The 15,386-nt window shown below is 54.1% G+C and carries 16 protein-coding genes; 1 reads left to right on the forward strand and 15 read right to left on the reverse strand.

The window, feature by feature from the left end:
• Positions 1 to 2: 2 nt before the first annotated feature.
• From rlmH to leuS, 6 genes are all read right to left on the reverse strand, one after another.
• The gene (gene rlmH / locus HV318_RS20085; protein ID WP_003858701.1) at positions 3 to 470 is read right to left on the reverse strand and encodes a 23S rRNA (pseudouridine(1915)-N(3))-methyltransferase RlmH; all 468 of its coding nucleotides are present in this window, start codon (positions 468 to 470) and stop codon (positions 3 to 5) included.
• Between the two features lie 3 nt (positions 471 to 473).
• Entirely contained in the window at positions 474 to 791 is a 318-nt protein-coding gene (rsfS, locus tag HV318_RS20090) for a ribosome silencing factor (protein WP_182274105.1), read from the reverse strand.
• A gap of 269 nt (positions 792 to 1,060) precedes the next feature.
• On the reverse strand, positions 1,061 to 1,726 hold the full coding sequence (gene nadD / locus HV318_RS20095; RefSeq protein WP_182274106.1) for a nicotinate-nucleotide adenylyltransferase: 666 nt from the start codon (positions 1,724 to 1,726) through the stop codon (positions 1,061 to 1,063).
• Positions 1,719 to 2,750, reverse strand: a complete 1,032-nt coding sequence (holA, locus tag HV318_RS20100) for a DNA polymerase III subunit delta (protein ID WP_182274107.1) — start codon at positions 2,748 to 2,750, stop codon at positions 1,719 to 1,721. Before holA ends, nadD begins: the two co-directional genes overlap by 8 nt.
• Positions 2,750 to 3,319, reverse strand: a complete 570-nt coding sequence (gene lptE, locus HV318_RS20105) for an LPS assembly lipoprotein LptE (RefSeq protein WP_182274108.1) — start codon at positions 3,317 to 3,319, stop codon at positions 2,750 to 2,752. Before lptE ends, holA begins: the two co-directional genes overlap by 1 nt.
• Positions 3,320 to 3,333: 14 nt before the next feature.
• Positions 3,334 to 5,916 (reverse strand): leucine--tRNA ligase, encoded by a 2,583-nt coding sequence (leuS, locus tag HV318_RS20110; protein ID WP_182274109.1) that lies wholly within the window; start codon positions 5,914 to 5,916, stop codon positions 3,334 to 3,336.
• A 214-nt stretch (positions 5,917 to 6,130) separates the two neighbouring features.
• Between leuS and HV318_RS20115 the strand changes: the two genes are divergently transcribed.
• A complete protein-coding gene (locus tag HV318_RS20115; protein ID WP_182274639.1) occupies positions 6,131 to 6,613 on the forward strand; it encodes a zinc ribbon-containing protein in 483 nt (160 codons plus the stop codon).
• A gap of 79 nt (positions 6,614 to 6,692) precedes the next feature.
• Here the strand turns inward: HV318_RS20115 and rihA are convergent, their stop codons facing one another.
• The 9 genes from rihA to HV318_RS20160 form a co-directional block, all read right to left on the reverse strand.
• Positions 6,693 to 7,634, reverse strand: a complete 942-nt coding sequence (rihA, locus tag HV318_RS20120; RefSeq protein ID WP_182274110.1) for a pyrimidine-specific ribonucleoside hydrolase RihA — start codon at positions 7,632 to 7,634, stop codon at positions 6,693 to 6,695.
• Positions 7,635 to 7,754: 120 nt separating this feature from the next.
• Positions 7,755 to 8,480 (reverse strand): amino acid ABC transporter ATP-binding protein, encoded by a 726-nt coding sequence (locus HV318_RS20125; protein WP_182274111.1) that lies wholly within the window; start codon positions 8,478 to 8,480, stop codon positions 7,755 to 7,757.
• Complete coding sequence (gene gltK / locus HV318_RS20130) at positions 8,480 to 9,154, reverse strand: glutamate/aspartate ABC transporter permease GltK (RefSeq protein WP_182274112.1); 675 nt, start codon at positions 9,152 to 9,154, stop codon at positions 8,480 to 8,482. Before gltK ends, HV318_RS20125 begins: the two co-directional genes overlap by 1 nt.
• Positions 9,154 to 9,894 (reverse strand): glutamate/aspartate ABC transporter permease GltJ, encoded by a 741-nt coding sequence (gene gltJ, locus HV318_RS20135; RefSeq protein ID WP_182274113.1) that lies wholly within the window; start codon positions 9,892 to 9,894, stop codon positions 9,154 to 9,156. Before gltJ ends, gltK begins: the two co-directional genes overlap by 1 nt.
• Before the next feature lie 155 nt (positions 9,895 to 10,049).
• Positions 10,050 to 10,955, reverse strand: a complete 906-nt coding sequence (locus tag HV318_RS20140; protein ID WP_182274114.1) for an amino acid ABC transporter substrate-binding protein — start codon at positions 10,953 to 10,955, stop codon at positions 10,050 to 10,052.
• Positions 10,956 to 11,356: 401 nt separating this feature from the next.
• On the reverse strand, positions 11,357 to 12,895 hold the full coding sequence (gene lnt / locus HV318_RS20145) for an apolipoprotein N-acyltransferase (protein WP_182274115.1): 1,539 nt from the start codon (positions 12,893 to 12,895) through the stop codon (positions 11,357 to 11,359).
• Between the two features lie 5 nt (positions 12,896 to 12,900).
• Positions 12,901 to 13,779, reverse strand: coding sequence for a CNNM family magnesium/cobalt transport protein CorC (corC, locus tag HV318_RS20150; RefSeq protein ID WP_182274116.1), 879 nt, complete (start codon positions 13,777 to 13,779; stop codon positions 12,901 to 12,903).
• Positions 13,780 to 13,868: 89 nt separating this feature from the next.
• Positions 13,869 to 14,336, reverse strand: a complete 468-nt coding sequence (ybeY, locus tag HV318_RS20155) for an rRNA maturation RNase YbeY (protein WP_003858677.1) — start codon at positions 14,334 to 14,336, stop codon at positions 13,869 to 13,871.
• Positions 14,333 to 15,379 carry a PhoH family protein gene (locus HV318_RS20160; RefSeq protein WP_182274117.1) on the reverse strand — a complete coding sequence of 349 codons (1,047 nt, stop codon included), beginning with the start codon at positions 15,377 to 15,379 and terminating at the stop codon, positions 14,333 to 14,335. The genes ybeY and HV318_RS20160 overlap by 4 nt, the downstream gene beginning before the upstream one ends.
• Between the last annotated feature and the right edge of the window lie 7 nt (positions 15,380 to 15,386).

A 15,386-nucleotide genomic window follows, 5' to 3' on the forward strand; every position in this document is an offset into this window, starting at 1 on the left:
CACTATTCGCGGTGATAGGGGTGGTTAGTCGTAATACTCCACGCGCGATACAGGCTTTCTGCCACCAGAACCCGAACGAGCGGGTGGGGAAGCGTCAACGCGGAGAGAGACCAACTTTGTTCTGCCGCTGCTTTGCAGGCAGGGGACAACCCTTCAGGCCCGCCAATCAACAGACTGACGTCGCGACCATCCTGCTTCCAGCGCTCCAGTTCGTGCGCCAGCTGCGGTGTATCCCAGGGTTTGCCTGGAATATCGAGGGTGACGATGCGGTTTTTGCCTGCGGCTGCCAGCATCAGCTCACCCTCTTTATCGAGAATACGTTTGATATCGGCGTTCTTGCCGCGCTTTCCGGCGGGGATCTCCACCAGTTCGAACGGCATATCTTTCGGGAAACGACGCAGATACTCAGTAAAACCGGTTTGTACCCAGTCTGGCATTTTGGTGCCGACGGCGACCAGCTGCAACTTCACGCATTAACCCCAGAGTTTTTCCAGCTCATACAGGCGACGGCTCTCTTCCTGCATGACATGGACAATCACATCGCCAAGATCAACAACCACCCAGTCAGCGGTCGCTTCACCTTCAACGCCAAGCGGTAACAGCCCTGCTGCGCGAGATTCCTGAACAACGTGATCAGCAATTGAAACAATATGGCGAGTAGATGTACCGGTGCAGATAATCATGCAGTCGGTGATGCTGGATTTACCCTTAACGTCGATAGCGATGATGTCCTGACCTTTCAGGTCATCAATTTTGTCGATAACAAAATCCTGGAGTTCTTTACCCTGCAAGTTTTCCCCCTGGGTGAATGAGATTGTGTAACTATGAATTCGTGGCCAGACAGTATACCTGAACTGACGCCAGTGTCGGGACAAATGTCACCGGCCGGGCTTTTGAAGGCGGGTATCATCCCACCCTCCGCCTGAGATTGCATCGCCATTTTTGTAAAACAATTTCTGTAAAGCAATGTACCGGCGGGAAAGTCTGGCAGCGGAGGATAACAGTATGGCTTAACCTGTCAAGGCAGGATAATCAATAACGTGCTTTTTCGTATCCACGGTTATGCATCTGTGCTTTTCTGATACAGCCCGTGCTGATGGATATACGCCAGCACTGACGACGGCAGCAGATCGTCACAGGCTAAACCGTGCTGCAGGCGCTCGCGGATCAGGGTGGCTGAAATATCAAACCACGGCGTTTCCGCCAGATAAATTTTCCCGGCAGGGTGATTATGCAGATCTTCCACATTGTCCGTCAGATGGTCTTCAAGCCACTGCTGGTGCTGCTCTTCGCGCATGGTTAGCGGATAACCGGGGCGACGGCAGACGAGAAGATGGCTGTTCTCCAGGATGGTTTCATACTGATGCCAACTGGGGAAGTTGAGCAGTGAATCCTGGCCAATAATAAAGGCCAGCGGTTTGTGCGGCCCTTGTTCGGCCCGCCACTCCTGTAGCGTCTGCGACGTCCAGGAGGGGGTGTCGCGGCGCAGTTCGCGCTCATCAAGGCTAAAAAGCGGTTTATCTGCAATGGCCAGAGCCAGCATCTCTTTACGTTGCTCGCTGCTTGCTTCGGGCTGGGGACGGTGCGGCGGGACATTATTGGGCATAATGATGACGTGCTGCAGGCCAATCAGATTCGCCAGGGTTTCAACCGGCTTCAGATGCCCGTAATGCACAGGGTCGAAGGTACCACCATACAGTGCCTGAAGAGAATGCATACTATCCATCGATAAATACGTCTGCCAGCGCCTTATGGCAGAGCAGCAGAGAAAGGCTTTCCAGTTCGGACCAGACCGACTGACCGTAGTCTTGCTTTAACGTTAGCTCTGCGCGCATCAGCAACTGTACCGCCTGGCGTAGCTGTTCATGGCTCAGACGGTTGATAGCCTCGGTGGTCATTACCCGGCGGTTTTGCCATACGCGATGTTTATCGAACAATGAACGCAGTGGCGTATGCGCAGACTGGCGTTTGAGATTGATCAGCAACAGCAGTTCACGCTGTAGCGTACGCAGTAAAATGACCGGTTCGCTACCTTCAAGCCGTAGCTGCTGCAAAATATGCAGGGCGCGTTTACTCTTCGCGGACAGCAACGCATCAACCCAGTGGAACGGCGTAAAGTGTGCGGCATCGTTAACGGCCTGCTCCACGCGTGGCAAGGTCAGTTTGCCGTCCGGCCACAGCAGGGCAAGTCTGTCCAGTGCCTGAGCCAGTGCCAGCAGGTTACCTTCATAGCAGTAGCACAGCAGTTGATTCGCCGCATCATCCAGCTGAAGGTTGTTCTGCTTCGCTCTCGCTGCCACCCATTTAGGCAAATGCGCCTGCTCAGGCGTCTGGCAGGTGACCAGTACTGAGCTAGTCGCCAGTTGGGTAAACCATGCTGCGTTTTCCTGCGCTTTGGTGAGCTTGTTGCCGCGAACAATCAGCAGCAGATCGCTATGTAACAGGCTGACCAGCGTGGCCAGTTGCTCGTTGAGGGCCGCATTAGGGCCACTTTCTGGCAGCAGGATCTGGATTGTCTGGCGCGATGCGAACAGGCTCATCGCCTGGCAAAGTGAGAAGAGGGCATTCCAGTCGGTGTTGTTATCCAGCTGGAACGTGTGGTGTTCATCAAAGCCCTGAGTGGCTGCCGCATGGCGGACGGCGTCGAGGCTTTCCTGAAGCAGTAATGGATCGTTCCCGAGAAGCAGATACGCCGCGCGCAGCCCTTCACTGAGCTGCGCGCGGAGTTGTTCAGGATACAACCTGATCATCAGTTACCCATCGAGGTAGAAACAGGAGGCGTGTCAGCATCCGGTTTTTCGATGATATCAGTGCCTTCTTTCGTCGACGCTGCAATGCTTGGCAGTTTACGGATCAGCTGTTCTGCTGCCTTGTCGTACATTTCGTTGATGATAATTTGCTGCTCGGCATCTTTTGCCAGCGCAGTTTGTGGGTTATCAAAGAACGAACGGTACACTTTCGTGCTGATTGGGTAGATATCTTTACCCGGGATCAGTACTGCTGCGTTGACCGACATAACCATCTGGTACTCTGCGGTATGGCCGTCCTGGAAGATAGACGCCGTATCTTTGCTCAGGGTCATACCCAGAACACGGAGAGATGGTACATCCTGGCGCAGCGTGCCTTTCTCGATAAGCTCAACGCCATTCAGACGCAGCTGGCTACGAATTGCCCGGCTGAGTGGACCATTCGGATCCGACGAGTCGAAGATCATGGTTTTCATCTGGGCAGGCACTGCCGTGGTATTGCGCAGGTGCCAGCCACAACCAGCGGTGACAAGCACCGCCAGAGATAAGAGTATTGTTGCCAGTTGTCGCACGTTTCCTCCCGCGCTTAGCCAACGACCAGATTCAGCAATTTACCCGGTACGTAGATCACTTTACGTACGGTAACGCCCTCAAGATATTTCGCGACCAGATGTTCCTGACCTGCGCGCTCGCGAACCTGTTCTTCGGTTGCATCGACCGCAACGGTAATTTTACCGCGTACTTTGCCGTTCACCTGCACCACAACCAGCGTGGTGTTCTCCACCAGGGCAGATTCGTCAGCCACTGGCCACGGTGCGTTGTCGATATCGCCTTCACCTTTCAGCTCCTGCCACAGAGTGAAGCTGGCGTGCGGGGTGAACGGGTTCAGCATACGGACAACGGCCAGCAACGCTTCACGCATTAAGGCACGATCCTGCTCGCCTTCCTGCGGGGCTTTCGCCAGCTTGTTCATCAGTTCCATAATAGCCGCAATTGCGGTATTGAAGGTCTGACGACGACCAATATCATCGGTTACTTTCGCAATAGTTTTATGAACATCACGACGCAGCGCCTGTTGATCTTCAGACAGCGCGGCCACGTTCAGTGCTGGTGCATTGCCCTGAGAAGTGTGCTCGTAAACCAGTTTCCAGACGCGTTTCAGGAAGCGGTTAGCACCCTCAACACCTGATTCCTGCCATTCCAGGGTCATGTCTGCCGGGGAGGCAAACATCATGAACAGACGTACAGTATCCGCACCGTAACGTTCAACCATCACCTGCGGGTCGATGCCGTTGTTTTTGGACTTGGACATTTTGCTCATGCCGGTATACACCAGTTCATGACCTTCAGCGTCTTTCGCCTTGACGATACGGCCTTTCTCATCGCGCTCAACAATAGCATCTACCGGAGAAACCCAGTTACGCTCGCCGTTCACGCCGACATAATAGAACGCATCCGCCAGAACCATGCCCTGACACAGCAGCTGTTTCGCAGGTTCGTCAGAGTTCACCATGCCTGCATCACGCATCAGTTTGTGGAAGAAGCGGAAGTAGAGCAGGTGCATGATGGCGTGTTCGATACCGCCAATGTAGATATCCACTGGCAGCCAGTAGTTTGCTGCATCGGAATCCAGCATACCGTCCTGATACTGCGGGCACGTGTAGCGCGCATAGTACCAGGAGGACTCCATAAAGGTGTCGAAGGTGTCGGTTTCACGCAGCGCAGGCTGGCCGTTTACGGTGGTTTTTGCCCACTCAGGATCGGCTTTGATCGGGCTGGTGATACCGTCCATGACCACGTCTTCCGGCAGGATAACCGGCAGCTGATCTTCCGGCGTTGGCATCACAGTGCCATCTTCCAGGGTTACCATTGGGATTGGCGCACCCCAGTAACGCTGACGGGAAACGCCCCAGTCGCGCAGACGGAAGTTCACTTTACGCTCACCCACGCCCAGAGAAGCCAGTTTGTCGGCAATGGCGTTGAAGCCATCTTCGAAGCTCAGACCGCTGAATTCACCGGAGTTAAACAGCGTGCCTTTTTCGGTCAGTGCCTGTTCGGACAGATCCGGCTCGGAGCCATCGGCAGCCAGAATAACCGCCTTGATAGGCAGGCTGTATTTGGTCGCAAATTCATAGTCGCGCTGATCGTGACCCGGAACGGCCATCACCGCACCTGTACCGTATTCCATCAGCACGAAGTTTGCCACCCAGACAGGGATCGCTTCGCCTGTCAGCGGGTGTTTGGCATAGAAGCCTGTTGCAACGCCTTTTTTCTCCATCGTTGCCATATCGGCTTCGGCCACTTTGGTGCTGCGGCATTCGTCGATGAAGGAGGCCAGTTCCGGATTGTTCTCGGCTGCTTTCTGCGCCAGCGGGTGACCTGCGGCCACGGCCAGGTAGGTTGCACCCATGAAGGTGTCCGGACGGGTGGTGTAAACGGTCAGCGTTTGATCGTAGTTTTCAACGTTGAAGGTGATCTCTACACCTTCAGAACGGCCGATCCAGTTGCGCTGCATGGTCTTAACGGTGTCAGGCCAGTGATCCAGATTATCCAGATCGTTCAGCAGTTCGTCAGCGTAAGCGGTGATTTTGATAAACCACTGTGGGATCTCTTTACGCTCAACTTTGGTGTCACAACGCCAGCAGCAGCCGTCGATAACCTGCTCGTTCGCGAGAACGGTCTGATCGTTCGGGCACCAGTTAACGGCAGACGTTTTCTTGTACACCAGGCCTTTTTTGTACAGCTCGGTGAAGAATTTCTGCTCCCAGCGGTAGTATTCCGGGGTACAGGTTGCCAGCTCGCGGCTCCAGTCATAGCCGAAGCCCAGCATTTTGAGCTGGTTCTTCATGTAGGCAATGTTGTCGTACGTCCACGGTGCTGGTGCCGTATTGTTTTTTACCGCTGCGCCTTCTGCAGGCAGGCCGAACGCATCCCAGCCGATGGGCTGCAGAACGTTTTTGCCCAGCATGCGCTGGTAGCGCGCAATCACATCACCGATGGTGTAGTTACGCACGTGGCCCATGTGTAGTCGACCAGAAGGATAGGGAAGCATCGACAGGCAGTAATACTTCTCTTTGCTCTCGTCTTCGGTTACTTCAAAGGTGCGCTTCTCGTCCCAGTGTTGCTGGACTTTTGATTCTATCTCTTCCGGGCGGTATTGCTCTTGCATGGCAGACAGTGGTCCTGTTTTCAATACAGCTACAAATGTAGCCAATGGATGTGTTGTTTCAGATCGGCATAGCATAGCCCAAACGTCCGCGTCAAAACAGCCTTTCGCACAAATGCGCTTTGCAGGAATTTATCGGGTCTGTGGTTCACCTGGCAAAGCGGCAATGAAATAAGGTCTATTATTAGAAATAGTTACTTACCCGGGAGGCAAAATGATGAACAAGGTTGCTCAATTTTACCGCGAACTGGTGGCGACACTGACGGAACGGCTGCGTAACGGCGAGCGCGATATCGACGCGCTGGTTGAACAGGCACGCGCCCGGGTGATGCAAACGGGTGAGTTAACGCGAACGGAGGTCGAAGAGGTCACGCGAGCCGTGCGCCGCGATCTGGAAGAGTTTGCACGTAGCTATGAAGAGAGCCAGGACGAGATTACCGACAGTGTCTTTATGCGGGTCATCAAAGAGAGCCTGTGGCAGGAGCTGGCGGATATTACCGATAAAACGCAGCTGGAGTGGCGCGAAGTATTCCAGGATTTGAACCACCACGGGGTGTATCACAGCGGGGAGGTGGTGGGGCTTGGCAACCTGGTGTGTGAAAAATGCCATCACCACATTGCGGTTTATACGCCGGATGTGTTGCCGCTGTGCCCGAAATGCGGGCACGATCAGTTCCAGCGTCGGCCTTTTGAGCCCTAGGTAAAAGCAAAACGGCAACGGTGTTGCCGTTTTTAGTGTTTGTTCCCTCTCCCCGTGGGAGAGGGCCAGGGTGAGGGCATCAGGCCGCACTATAAAAACCGAGTCTCTCCGCCAGCAAATCCACAAACGCCTCCCGGTCAATATCTACCATTACCGTGGTATTGGGGGTGTTCCCGCTCAGCGAGTAGTAATCCACCACCGTCATCCCCTGGGTATATTTCCCCTGCGTTTCAACGCCGACCCACCTGTCTACCGTGGTAAACATTTCGGGTTTCAGCAGCCAGGCAATAGTACACGGGTCATGTAGCGGTGCGCCGTGGAAGCCCCATTTCTCCGCTTTATGGTATTCCATAAAGAAGTCGAGCAGCTCTGCAACCGTTGTGGCAACCGGGTTACCGATGGTACGAAAGCGTTCAATGTCGTCGGCCATAATCTGCGCACGGTGGGTCACATCAAGCCCTGCCATCACAACCGGCAAACCCGACTGGAAGACAATTTCTGCGGCTTCCGGGTCGACAAAAATGTTGAATTCCGCCGCAGGCGTCCAGTTCCCCAGCCCCATCGCACCGCCCATTATCACAATTCGGGCGATTTTGTCGTGCAGTTCCGGATGGCTGTTGAGCAGCAGCGCGACGTTGGTCTGCGGGCCGGTGGACACCAGTGTGACGGGTTCAGTGCTTTCGCGCAGCACTTTTGCCATCAGTTCAACGGCGGTGCAGTTTTGCGGCGCAAAACCCGGCTCAGGGAGGGCAGGGCCATCCAGCCCACTTTCACCGTGAACGTTGTCAGCAATGATCAGCTCACGCATTAACGGTTTCGCGGCCCCGCCAGCGACCGGGATATCGGTGCGTTTTAACAGCGTTAGCATACGCAGGACGTTGCGCAGCGTTTTTTCTGGCGTCTGGTTTCCGGCAGAGGAGGTGACGGCTTTGATCTCCAGTTCAGGGGAGGCAAGTGCAAGGACGAGTGCGATCGCGTCATCATGACCCGGGTCGCAATCAAGAATGATGGGCTGTGTCATAGGGTTCTCCATTCCTGGCGTTATTTTGTGACAAGGTTAACGCTGCATTGAGATACCGACGAGAACAAGAGACAGAAAGCGTGAAGCAGTGCGCAATCCGTAGACTGCGCACTGAGAAGATTAATGCAGGATTTTGGCGAGGAAGTCTTTCGCGCGTTCGGATTTCGGGTTGGCGAAGAACTCTTCTTTTGGCGAGTCCTCAACAATTTTGCCTTCGTCCATGAAGATCACGCGGTTGGCCACTTTACGCGCGAAGCCCATCTCGTGCGTCACTACCATCATGGTCATTCCTTCATGCGCCAGCTCAACCATGACGTCCAGCACTTCGTTGATCATTTCCGGATCAAGCGCGGAAGTGGGTTCATCGAAAAGCATGGCAACAGGATCCATACACAGCGCACGTGCAATAGCCACGCGCTGCTGCTGACCGCCGGAAAGCTGTGCCGGGAATTTATCGGCATGAGCGGACAGCCCCACACGTTCCAGTAACTTCAGCCCCTTCTCGCGCGCGAGTTTTTTATCACGCTTAAGTACTTTCACCTGCGCCAGCGTCAGGTTCTCGATAATGGAGAGGTGCGGGAACAGTTCAAAATGCTGGAATACCATCCCGACGTGAGAGCGCAACTGGGCAAGGTTGGTTTTCTTGTCATTGACTTTGGTGCCGTTGACGAGGATTTCACCTTGCTGCACCAGTTCCAGACCGTTGACCGTTTTGATAAGCGTGGATTTACCGGAGCCAGACGGTCCACACACCACCACTACATCGCCTTTTTTCACTTCGGTGGAGCAGTCGGTCAGCACCTGAAAGTGCCCATACCATTTAGAAACATTTTTCAGGGAAATCATTATACCGTCCTTTTCTTCAGCCAGCTGACCAACAGCGACGCGCTTAAACTAATCACAAAATAGACACTACCTGCGAAGAGCACCATCTCGACCTGCGTACCATCACGCTCACCAATGGTGGACGCAGTACGGAAGAAGTCTGCCAGGCTCAGTACGTAGACCAGCGAGGTATCCTGGAACAGCACGATACCCTGGGTCAGCAGGAGTGGAACCATAGCGCGAAACGCCTGTGGCAGAATAATGAGCTGCATTGACTGCCAGTGCGTCATCCCCAGCGCCAGAGCCGCGCTGGACTGCCCACGGGAGATGCTCTGAATACCCGCACGGATAATTTCTGAGTAGTAAGCGGCCTCAAACATTGAGAACGCCACCATCGCTGAAATCAGGCGGATATCGGTTTTGGGTGACAGCCCCAGTACGTTTTGCAGGAAACCGGGAACGATCAGGTAAAACCACAGCAGCACCATCACCAGCGGGATGGAACGGAAAACGTTAACGTAGGCCGTCGCAAACCAGGCGAGCGGCTTAAAGCTCGACAGACGCATGACCGCCAGCAGGGTTCCCCAGACGATACCAATAATAATGGCCGTTACGGTGATCTTTAAGGTGATCACCAGGCCATCCAGCAGGTATGGCATAGAAGGAACAATAGAACTCCAGTCAAAATCGTACATTATTTACCCCCCAGATTGCCCGGCAGGCGAATTTTGCGTTCAACCAGGTTCATCACCAGCATGATGAATGCGTTAATCAGAACATACGCGAGCGTGATTGCCGTGAAGGATTCCCAGGCATGAGCGGAATAATCCAGCAGCTTGCCAGCCTGTGCGGCCATATCCACCAGACCGATAGTGGAGGCGATGGCCGAGTTTTTCACCAGGTTCATCATCTCTGAGGTCATCGGCGGAACGATAACGCGGTAGGCGTTAGGCAGCAGCACATAGCGGTAGGTTTGTGGCAGTGTCAGACCCATCGCCAGACCGGCATTCTTTTGTCCGCGCGGAAGGGACTGAATGGCAGCACGTACCTGCTCGCACACACGGGCAGCGGTAAACAGCCCCAGACAGAGCATTGAGGAGACAAAGAACTGAATGTTCGGATCCAGTTCTGACTTGAACCACGTACCGATATTTTCCGGCAGCAGTTCCGGGATAACCAGATACCAGGTAAAGAACTGCACAATCAGCGGAACGTTACGGAACAGTTCCACATACAGGGTGCCGAGGGTTGAAAGAAAGCGGTTAGGGACGGTGCGCAGAATACCGAACAGTGAACCGACAAGAAACGCGATAATCCACGCCGTTATCGATAATGCAACGGTGACCTGAAAGCCGCTCCATAGCCAGCCAAGATAGGTGGTGTTGCCGAACGGAGCTTGTTGCAGAAAAATGCCCCAGTTCCAGTCTATTGACATAATAAACTCCAGAAAAAAAAGGGTAGCAGCGCTACCCTCGAAGATTGGTGAGAAGCTCATTTTTCGCGCTGAGTGGGGAACGACCACTCAACGTATAGTCTGTCCATGCTTCCCGACAATCGAGAGGGCAGGAGGTCCCGCCCCTGTTGTTCTAATTAGTTAAGAGCTTTGTCGTTTGGTGATTTGAACAGTGCTTTCATGTCGTCAGACAGTTCGAAGTTCATGTTCAGGTTCTTCGGTGGGATTGGGTTCTTGAACCACTTGTCGAACCATTTTTCCGCTTCACCGGAAGTTTGTGCCTGCGCGATGGTGTCATCGATCAGCTTTTTGAAGTCTGCGTCGTCTTTACGCAGCATACAACCGTAGGCTTCTTTTGATTGCGCGGTGCCGACGATTTCCCAGTTGTCTGGTTTCTTCGCTTTCGCGCGTTCACCTGCCAGCAGGGCGTCATCCATCATAAACGCAACGGCACGACCACTTTCCAGGGTACGGAAGGAGTCACCGTGGTCTTTCGCGCTGATGATGCGCATATCCATTTTCTTCTCGTCGTTCAGCTTGTGCAGCAGCACTTCTGAGGTGGTACCGGAGGTCACAACGACGGCTTTGCCTTTCAGGTCAGCAAAATCTTTAATCTCGCCGCCTTTTTTGGTCAGCAGGCGGGTACCAACCACGAAGATGGTGTCAGAGAAAGCAGCCTGCTTCTGACGTTCAAGGTTGTTAGTGGTGGAACCACATTCAAAATCGAAGGTGCCGTTTTGCAGCAGTGGAATACGGTTCTGAGAGGTGATTGGAATCAGTTTTACCTGCAGGTCAGGTTTGTTCAGCTTTTTCTTCACGGCTTCAACGATAGCGTTGGAGTAATCCTGTGAATAGCCCACGACTTTTTGCGTGTTGTCGTAGTAAGAGAACGGGACAGAAGATTCACGGTGGCCGACCACGATCACGCCGTTTTTGGCAATCTTATCGAGAGTGCTTCCTGCTGCCGGAGCGTCTTCAGCGTGAACGACGCCTGCGGACATCCCCATAACCAGCATTGCTGTGGCCAGTTTACGTAATTGCATACCCAACTCCTTTCTTATCAGCGCCAGCGACGCATTGATACCCATTGTGATGTTGTTATATCTCGCGCTATGCGAGTGCAGTGTTATGCAAGCTTGTTAACATTTAGTCTGGCTTAATGTAAAGATTTTGCTGCGTTATTGTTTATTTTTGCGAGGCGCGCCGCACCATTCAGAGGCAAAAATCTCTCGTTGCACCGTTTCGGTGCTACCGGTGATCGACTCTGGTGCGACAAGGTTGCACATTAAGCTAAACTGCGTTTGCCTGAATAAACAAAGCAATAGGCGTGCCAGAATGAGAGTTTGGAGGAAATTGTCGGGTGACGGCTACGCCTTACCCGACCTACAGCATGAGAAAGTAGGCCGGGTAAGGCGCAGTCGCCACCCGGCAGGAAAAGGTGAGATTATCTACGGCGCTGGCGAAGGCTCATCAGCACTGCACCAAAACCAAACAGAGCGGTCAGGATCCACAGCGGCCAGTTGCCGGTGCGGGCGTATGGCGTCAGACCTGTTGTCGGTGTGACCCTTGTCGTCAGCACGTCGCGTGTGAATTGCGGGATCATGGCCTGGATTTCGCCCTGCGGGCCAATCACGGCGGTGATGCCGTTGTTGGTGCTACGCAGCAGCGGACGCGCCAGCTCCAGGGAGCGCATACGCGCCATCTGGAAGTGCTGCCACGGGCCAATCGACTTACCAAACCAGGCATCATTGGAGATGGTCAGCAGGAAGTCGGTATCCGGGCGGAAGTTATCGCGTACCTGCTCGCCGAGGATGATCTCGTAGCAAATGGCCGCTGTCAGGGCAAAATTGTGCGCATGCAGCTGTGGCTGAACGTACGGGCCCCGGCTGAAGGAGGACATCGGCAGGTCAAAGAATGGAGCCAGGGGGCGCAAAATCGACTCCAGCGGTACAAACTCACCAAACGGCACCAGGTGGTTCTTATTATAACGGTCGGTGGAGTTGTAGCTGTATTCGCTGTCTTTGCCGAGCGTAATGATGGTGTTGTAGGTGTCATAACGGTTTTGCTGATTCAGTCGTGCATCAACAATCCCGGTAATCAGCGTACTGCCGCGTGCGCGCAGCAGATCGTTCATCATGTTCAGGAACGGTTGCTGGTTCATTTCCAGATCGGGAATGGCAGATTCCGGCCAGATAATCAGCTGCGATTTCCCCATCACCTCTTCGGTCGCGTTGGCGTAGATTTTCAGCGTGTTCAGAAGCTGCTTCTCGTCCCACTTCATCGACTGCGGAATATCGCCCTGCACCATAGACACCTGTGTCGCGCGCTCTGGCTGTAGGGTATACCACTGGATGTAACGCAGCGGGAAGGGAAGGGCAAACAACACCAGAGCGGCGACCAGCGGTCGCCAGCTGCGGGTAACCAGCGCCAGTACCAGCAGGCCACTTACCACCATCAGCAGGAAGTTAATGGCCTCAACACCCATTACCGGTGCCAGCCCTTTCAGCGGGCCGTCGATCTGGCTGTAGCCGAACTGTAGCCACGGGAAGCCTGTCAGCACCCAGCCGCGCAGGAATTCGGTAATTTGCCAGACAACCGGGGCCGCAATGGCGACGCGGATCCAGGTCGTTTTTGGCCACAAGCGAGAGAGGATGCCGGCGAAAAGACCGGTATACAGCGAAAGATACGCGGCGAGCAACACGACCAGGAAGACGTTAACTGGCCCCGGCATACCGCCAAACTGGGCGATGCTGACATAAACCCAGTTGATGCCTGAGCCAAACAGCCCCAGCCCCCAGACGTAGCCAATAGCGGCGGCCTGTACCGGACGGCGGTTTAAGGTTAACCCCTGCAGCCCCATCAGAGACAGGAGCGCGGCAGGCCAGATATCGTAAGGAGAAAAAGCCAGCGTACCGCTGGCTCCGAGCAACAGCGCCAGCAGCAAACGGACGCGCTGGCGTTCAAGCAATGAGGCAAATGCCATTTACATTAATCTTCCAGTTTTGGCACCGGTGAGTCGTCCGGCATTCTGACGTGAACCTGAATAATACGTCTGCTGTCGGCCATCGCGACCTTGAATTGGTAACCGTCGATGTCAACGGTTTCCCCGCGAGCCGGGAGATGACCAAAGGCCTGCATCACCAGTCCGCCGATGGTATCCACCTCTTCGTCACTGAAATGGGTGCCAAAGGTGTCGTTGAAGTCCTCAATCGAGGCTAGCGCGCGCACGGTCCAGGTATGGCGGCTGAGCTGACGGAAGTCGATATCCTCTTCTTCGTCATACTCGTCTTCGATTTCACCCACGATCAGCTCAAGAATATCTTCGATCGTGACCAGACCGGACACGCCACCAAATTCATCAATCACAATCGCCATGTGGTAGCGCTGAGAGCGAAACTCTTTCAGCATCCGATCCACACGTTTACTTTCCGGCACGACCACGGCCTGGCGTAACACTTTTTCCATGCTGAAGGCTTCGGCATCGCTGCGCATAAACGGCAGCAGATCTTTCGCCATCAGGATCCCTTCAATGTGATCTTTATCTTCGCTGATGACCGGGAAACGCGAGTGGGCGGATTCGATGATGACATCGAGGCACTCGTCCAGCGTCTGGTTACGTTTCAGGGTGATCATCTGCGAGCGGGGGATCATGATATCGCGAACACGCTGGTCGGCGATGTCCATGACCCCTTCGAGCATTTCGCGCGTATCTTCGTCGATAAGGTCGTTTTGCCCGGAATCACGAATCAGCTCCAGCAGTTCGTCACGGTTTTTGGGTTCGCCGTGGAAAAGCTGGTTCAGAATGAAGGAGAAAAATCCTTTTTTACCGTTTGTCGTGTCGCTACTGTGTGAATTGTCGTCGCTCATGGCGTTTGTTAAGGGTTCTCTTGTGAGTTCTCAGTTCACCGCCGCGTTAATTCCTTGCGCGGCGGCATGTTAGTCAGCCTGATGACTGACTATTCTTTCTCGGCAATGTACGGATCCTCATAGCCCAGAGCAAGCATTATCTCTGTCTCGAGGGACTCCATCTCTTCCGCTTCGTCATCTTCAATATGATCGTAGCCCAGCAGATGCAGGCTGCCATGTACCACCATGTGTGCCCAGTGGGCCTCAAGCGGTTTTTGCTGCTCTTTTGCCTCCTGTTCAACTACCTGACGGCAGATGATCAGATCGCCCAGCAGTGGCATTTCAATGCCTGGTGGGGCTTCGAAAGGGAAAGAGAGCACGTTGGTCGGCTTATCTTTCCCACGGTAGGTCAGGTTAAGCTCATGGCTTTCTGCTTCATCCACCAGGCGAATCGTGACTTCTGATTCTTCCTGAAACTGAGGGATTACGGCATCCAGCCATTTCTGAAACTGCGCCTCTTCTGGCATGCCGGAATTGTCTTCACAGGCCAGTTGTAAATCGAGGATCACCTGACTCATTTTTGTTCTTGCTCCTGCGCTTCGCGCTTACGTTCTGCAGCCAGTTCGGCCTTACGTTTTTGTTCTGCTTCTTCCCAGGCTTCATAGGCGTTAACGATGCGTGCGACAACCGGATGGCGTACCACGTCTTCGCTGTGGAAGAAGTTAAAGCTGATTTCGTCGACTTCGGCCAGCACTTCAATGGCGTGGCGCAGACCCGATTTGGTGCTGCGCGGCAGGTCGATCTGGGTGACATCACCGGTGATGACCGCTTTCGAGTTAAAGCCGATACGCGTCAGGAACATTTTCATCTGTTCGATGGTGGTGTTCTGGCTCTCATCGAGAATGATGAAGGCGTCGTTAAGCGTACGGCCACGCATGTAAGCAAGCGGAGCCACTTCGATAACGTTGCGCTCAATGAGCTTCTCAACTTTCTCAAAACCCAGCATTTCGAACAGCGCGTCATACAGCGGACGCAGGTACGGGTCGACCTTCTGGCTGAGATCGCCTGGCAGGAAGCCCAGTTTTTCACCGGCCTCTACCGCCGGGCGGGTCAGCAGGATACGGCGAATATCCTGACGCTCCAGTGCATCAACGGCAGCGGCAACCGCCAGATAGGTTTTACCTGTACCCGCCGGACCTACACCGAAGGTGATGTCATGGTCGAGGATGTTGGCGATGTACTGCGCCTGGTTCGGCGTACGCGGTTTAATGACGCCGCGCTTGGTTTTGATGTTGATCGCCTTGCCGTAGTCCGGCACGCTTTCTGCGCTCTGCTCAAGCACGCGCGCCTCTTTAATGGCGAGGTGGATCTGCTCCGGTTCGATATCCTGCGTTTCGCCACGCATCGGGGCGGTATCGACATACAGGCTACGCAGAATATCCGCAGCGGCGTTGACGCAAATTGGGCGTCCGGTAAGTTTGAAATGGTTATCGCGACGATAGATTTCGATACCCAGACGTCGCTCCAGTTGTTTGATGTTGTCATCAAACGGCCCGCACAGGCTCAGCAGGCGAGCGTTGTCTGCAGGCTCAAGGCTAATTTCACGCGTGTCTATGTTCAAACCGTTC

This window comes from Enterobacter sp. RHBSTW-00901, assembly GCF_014103115.1.
GTDB lineage: Bacteria > Pseudomonadota > Gammaproteobacteria > Enterobacterales > Enterobacteriaceae > Enterobacter > Enterobacter cloacae_P.

What these genes read in the sequence shown, in the direction of transcription:
- nadD (WP_182274106.1), bottom strand. Translation starts at nt 1,726, where the DNA reads ATGGATAGTATGCATTCTCTTCAGGCACTGTATGGTGGTACCTTCGAC.
- holA (WP_182274107.1), bottom strand. Translation starts at nt 2,750, where the DNA reads ATGATCAGGTTGTATCCTGAACAACTCCGCGCGCAGCTCAGTGAAGGG.
- leuS (WP_182274109.1), bottom strand. Translation starts at nt 5,916, where the DNA reads ATGCAAGAGCAATACCGCCCGGAAGAGATAGAATCAAAAGTCCAGCAA.
- HV318_RS20115 (WP_182274639.1), top strand. Translation starts at nt 6,131, where the DNA reads ATGAACAAGGTTGCTCAATTTTACCGCGAACTGGTGGCGACACTGACG.
- rihA (WP_182274110.1), bottom strand. Translation starts at nt 7,634, where the DNA reads ATGACACAGCCCATCATTCTTGATTGCGACCCGGGTCATGATGACGCG.
- HV318_RS20125 (WP_182274111.1), bottom strand. Translation starts at nt 8,480, where the DNA reads ATGATTTCCCTGAAAAATGTTTCTAAATGGTATGGGCACTTTCAGGTG.
- gltK (WP_182274112.1), bottom strand. Translation starts at nt 9,154, where the DNA reads ATGTACGATTTTGACTGGAGTTCTATTGTTCCTTCTATGCCATACCTG.
- gltJ (WP_182274113.1), bottom strand. Translation starts at nt 9,894, where the DNA reads ATGTCAATAGACTGGAACTGGGGCATTTTTCTGCAACAAGCTCCGTTC.
- HV318_RS20140 (WP_182274114.1), bottom strand. Translation starts at nt 10,955, where the DNA reads ATGCAATTACGTAAACTGGCCACAGCAATGCTGGTTATGGGGATGTCC.
- lnt (WP_182274115.1), bottom strand. Translation starts at nt 12,895, where the DNA reads ATGGCATTTGCCTCATTGCTTGAACGCCAGCGCGTCCGTTTGCTGCTG.
- corC (WP_182274116.1), bottom strand. Translation starts at nt 13,779, where the DNA reads ATGAGCGACGACAATTCACACAGTAGCGACACGACAAACGGTAAAAAA.
- ybeY (WP_003858677.1), bottom strand. Translation starts at nt 14,336, where the DNA reads ATGAGTCAGGTGATCCTCGATTTACAACTGGCCTGTGAAGACAATTCC.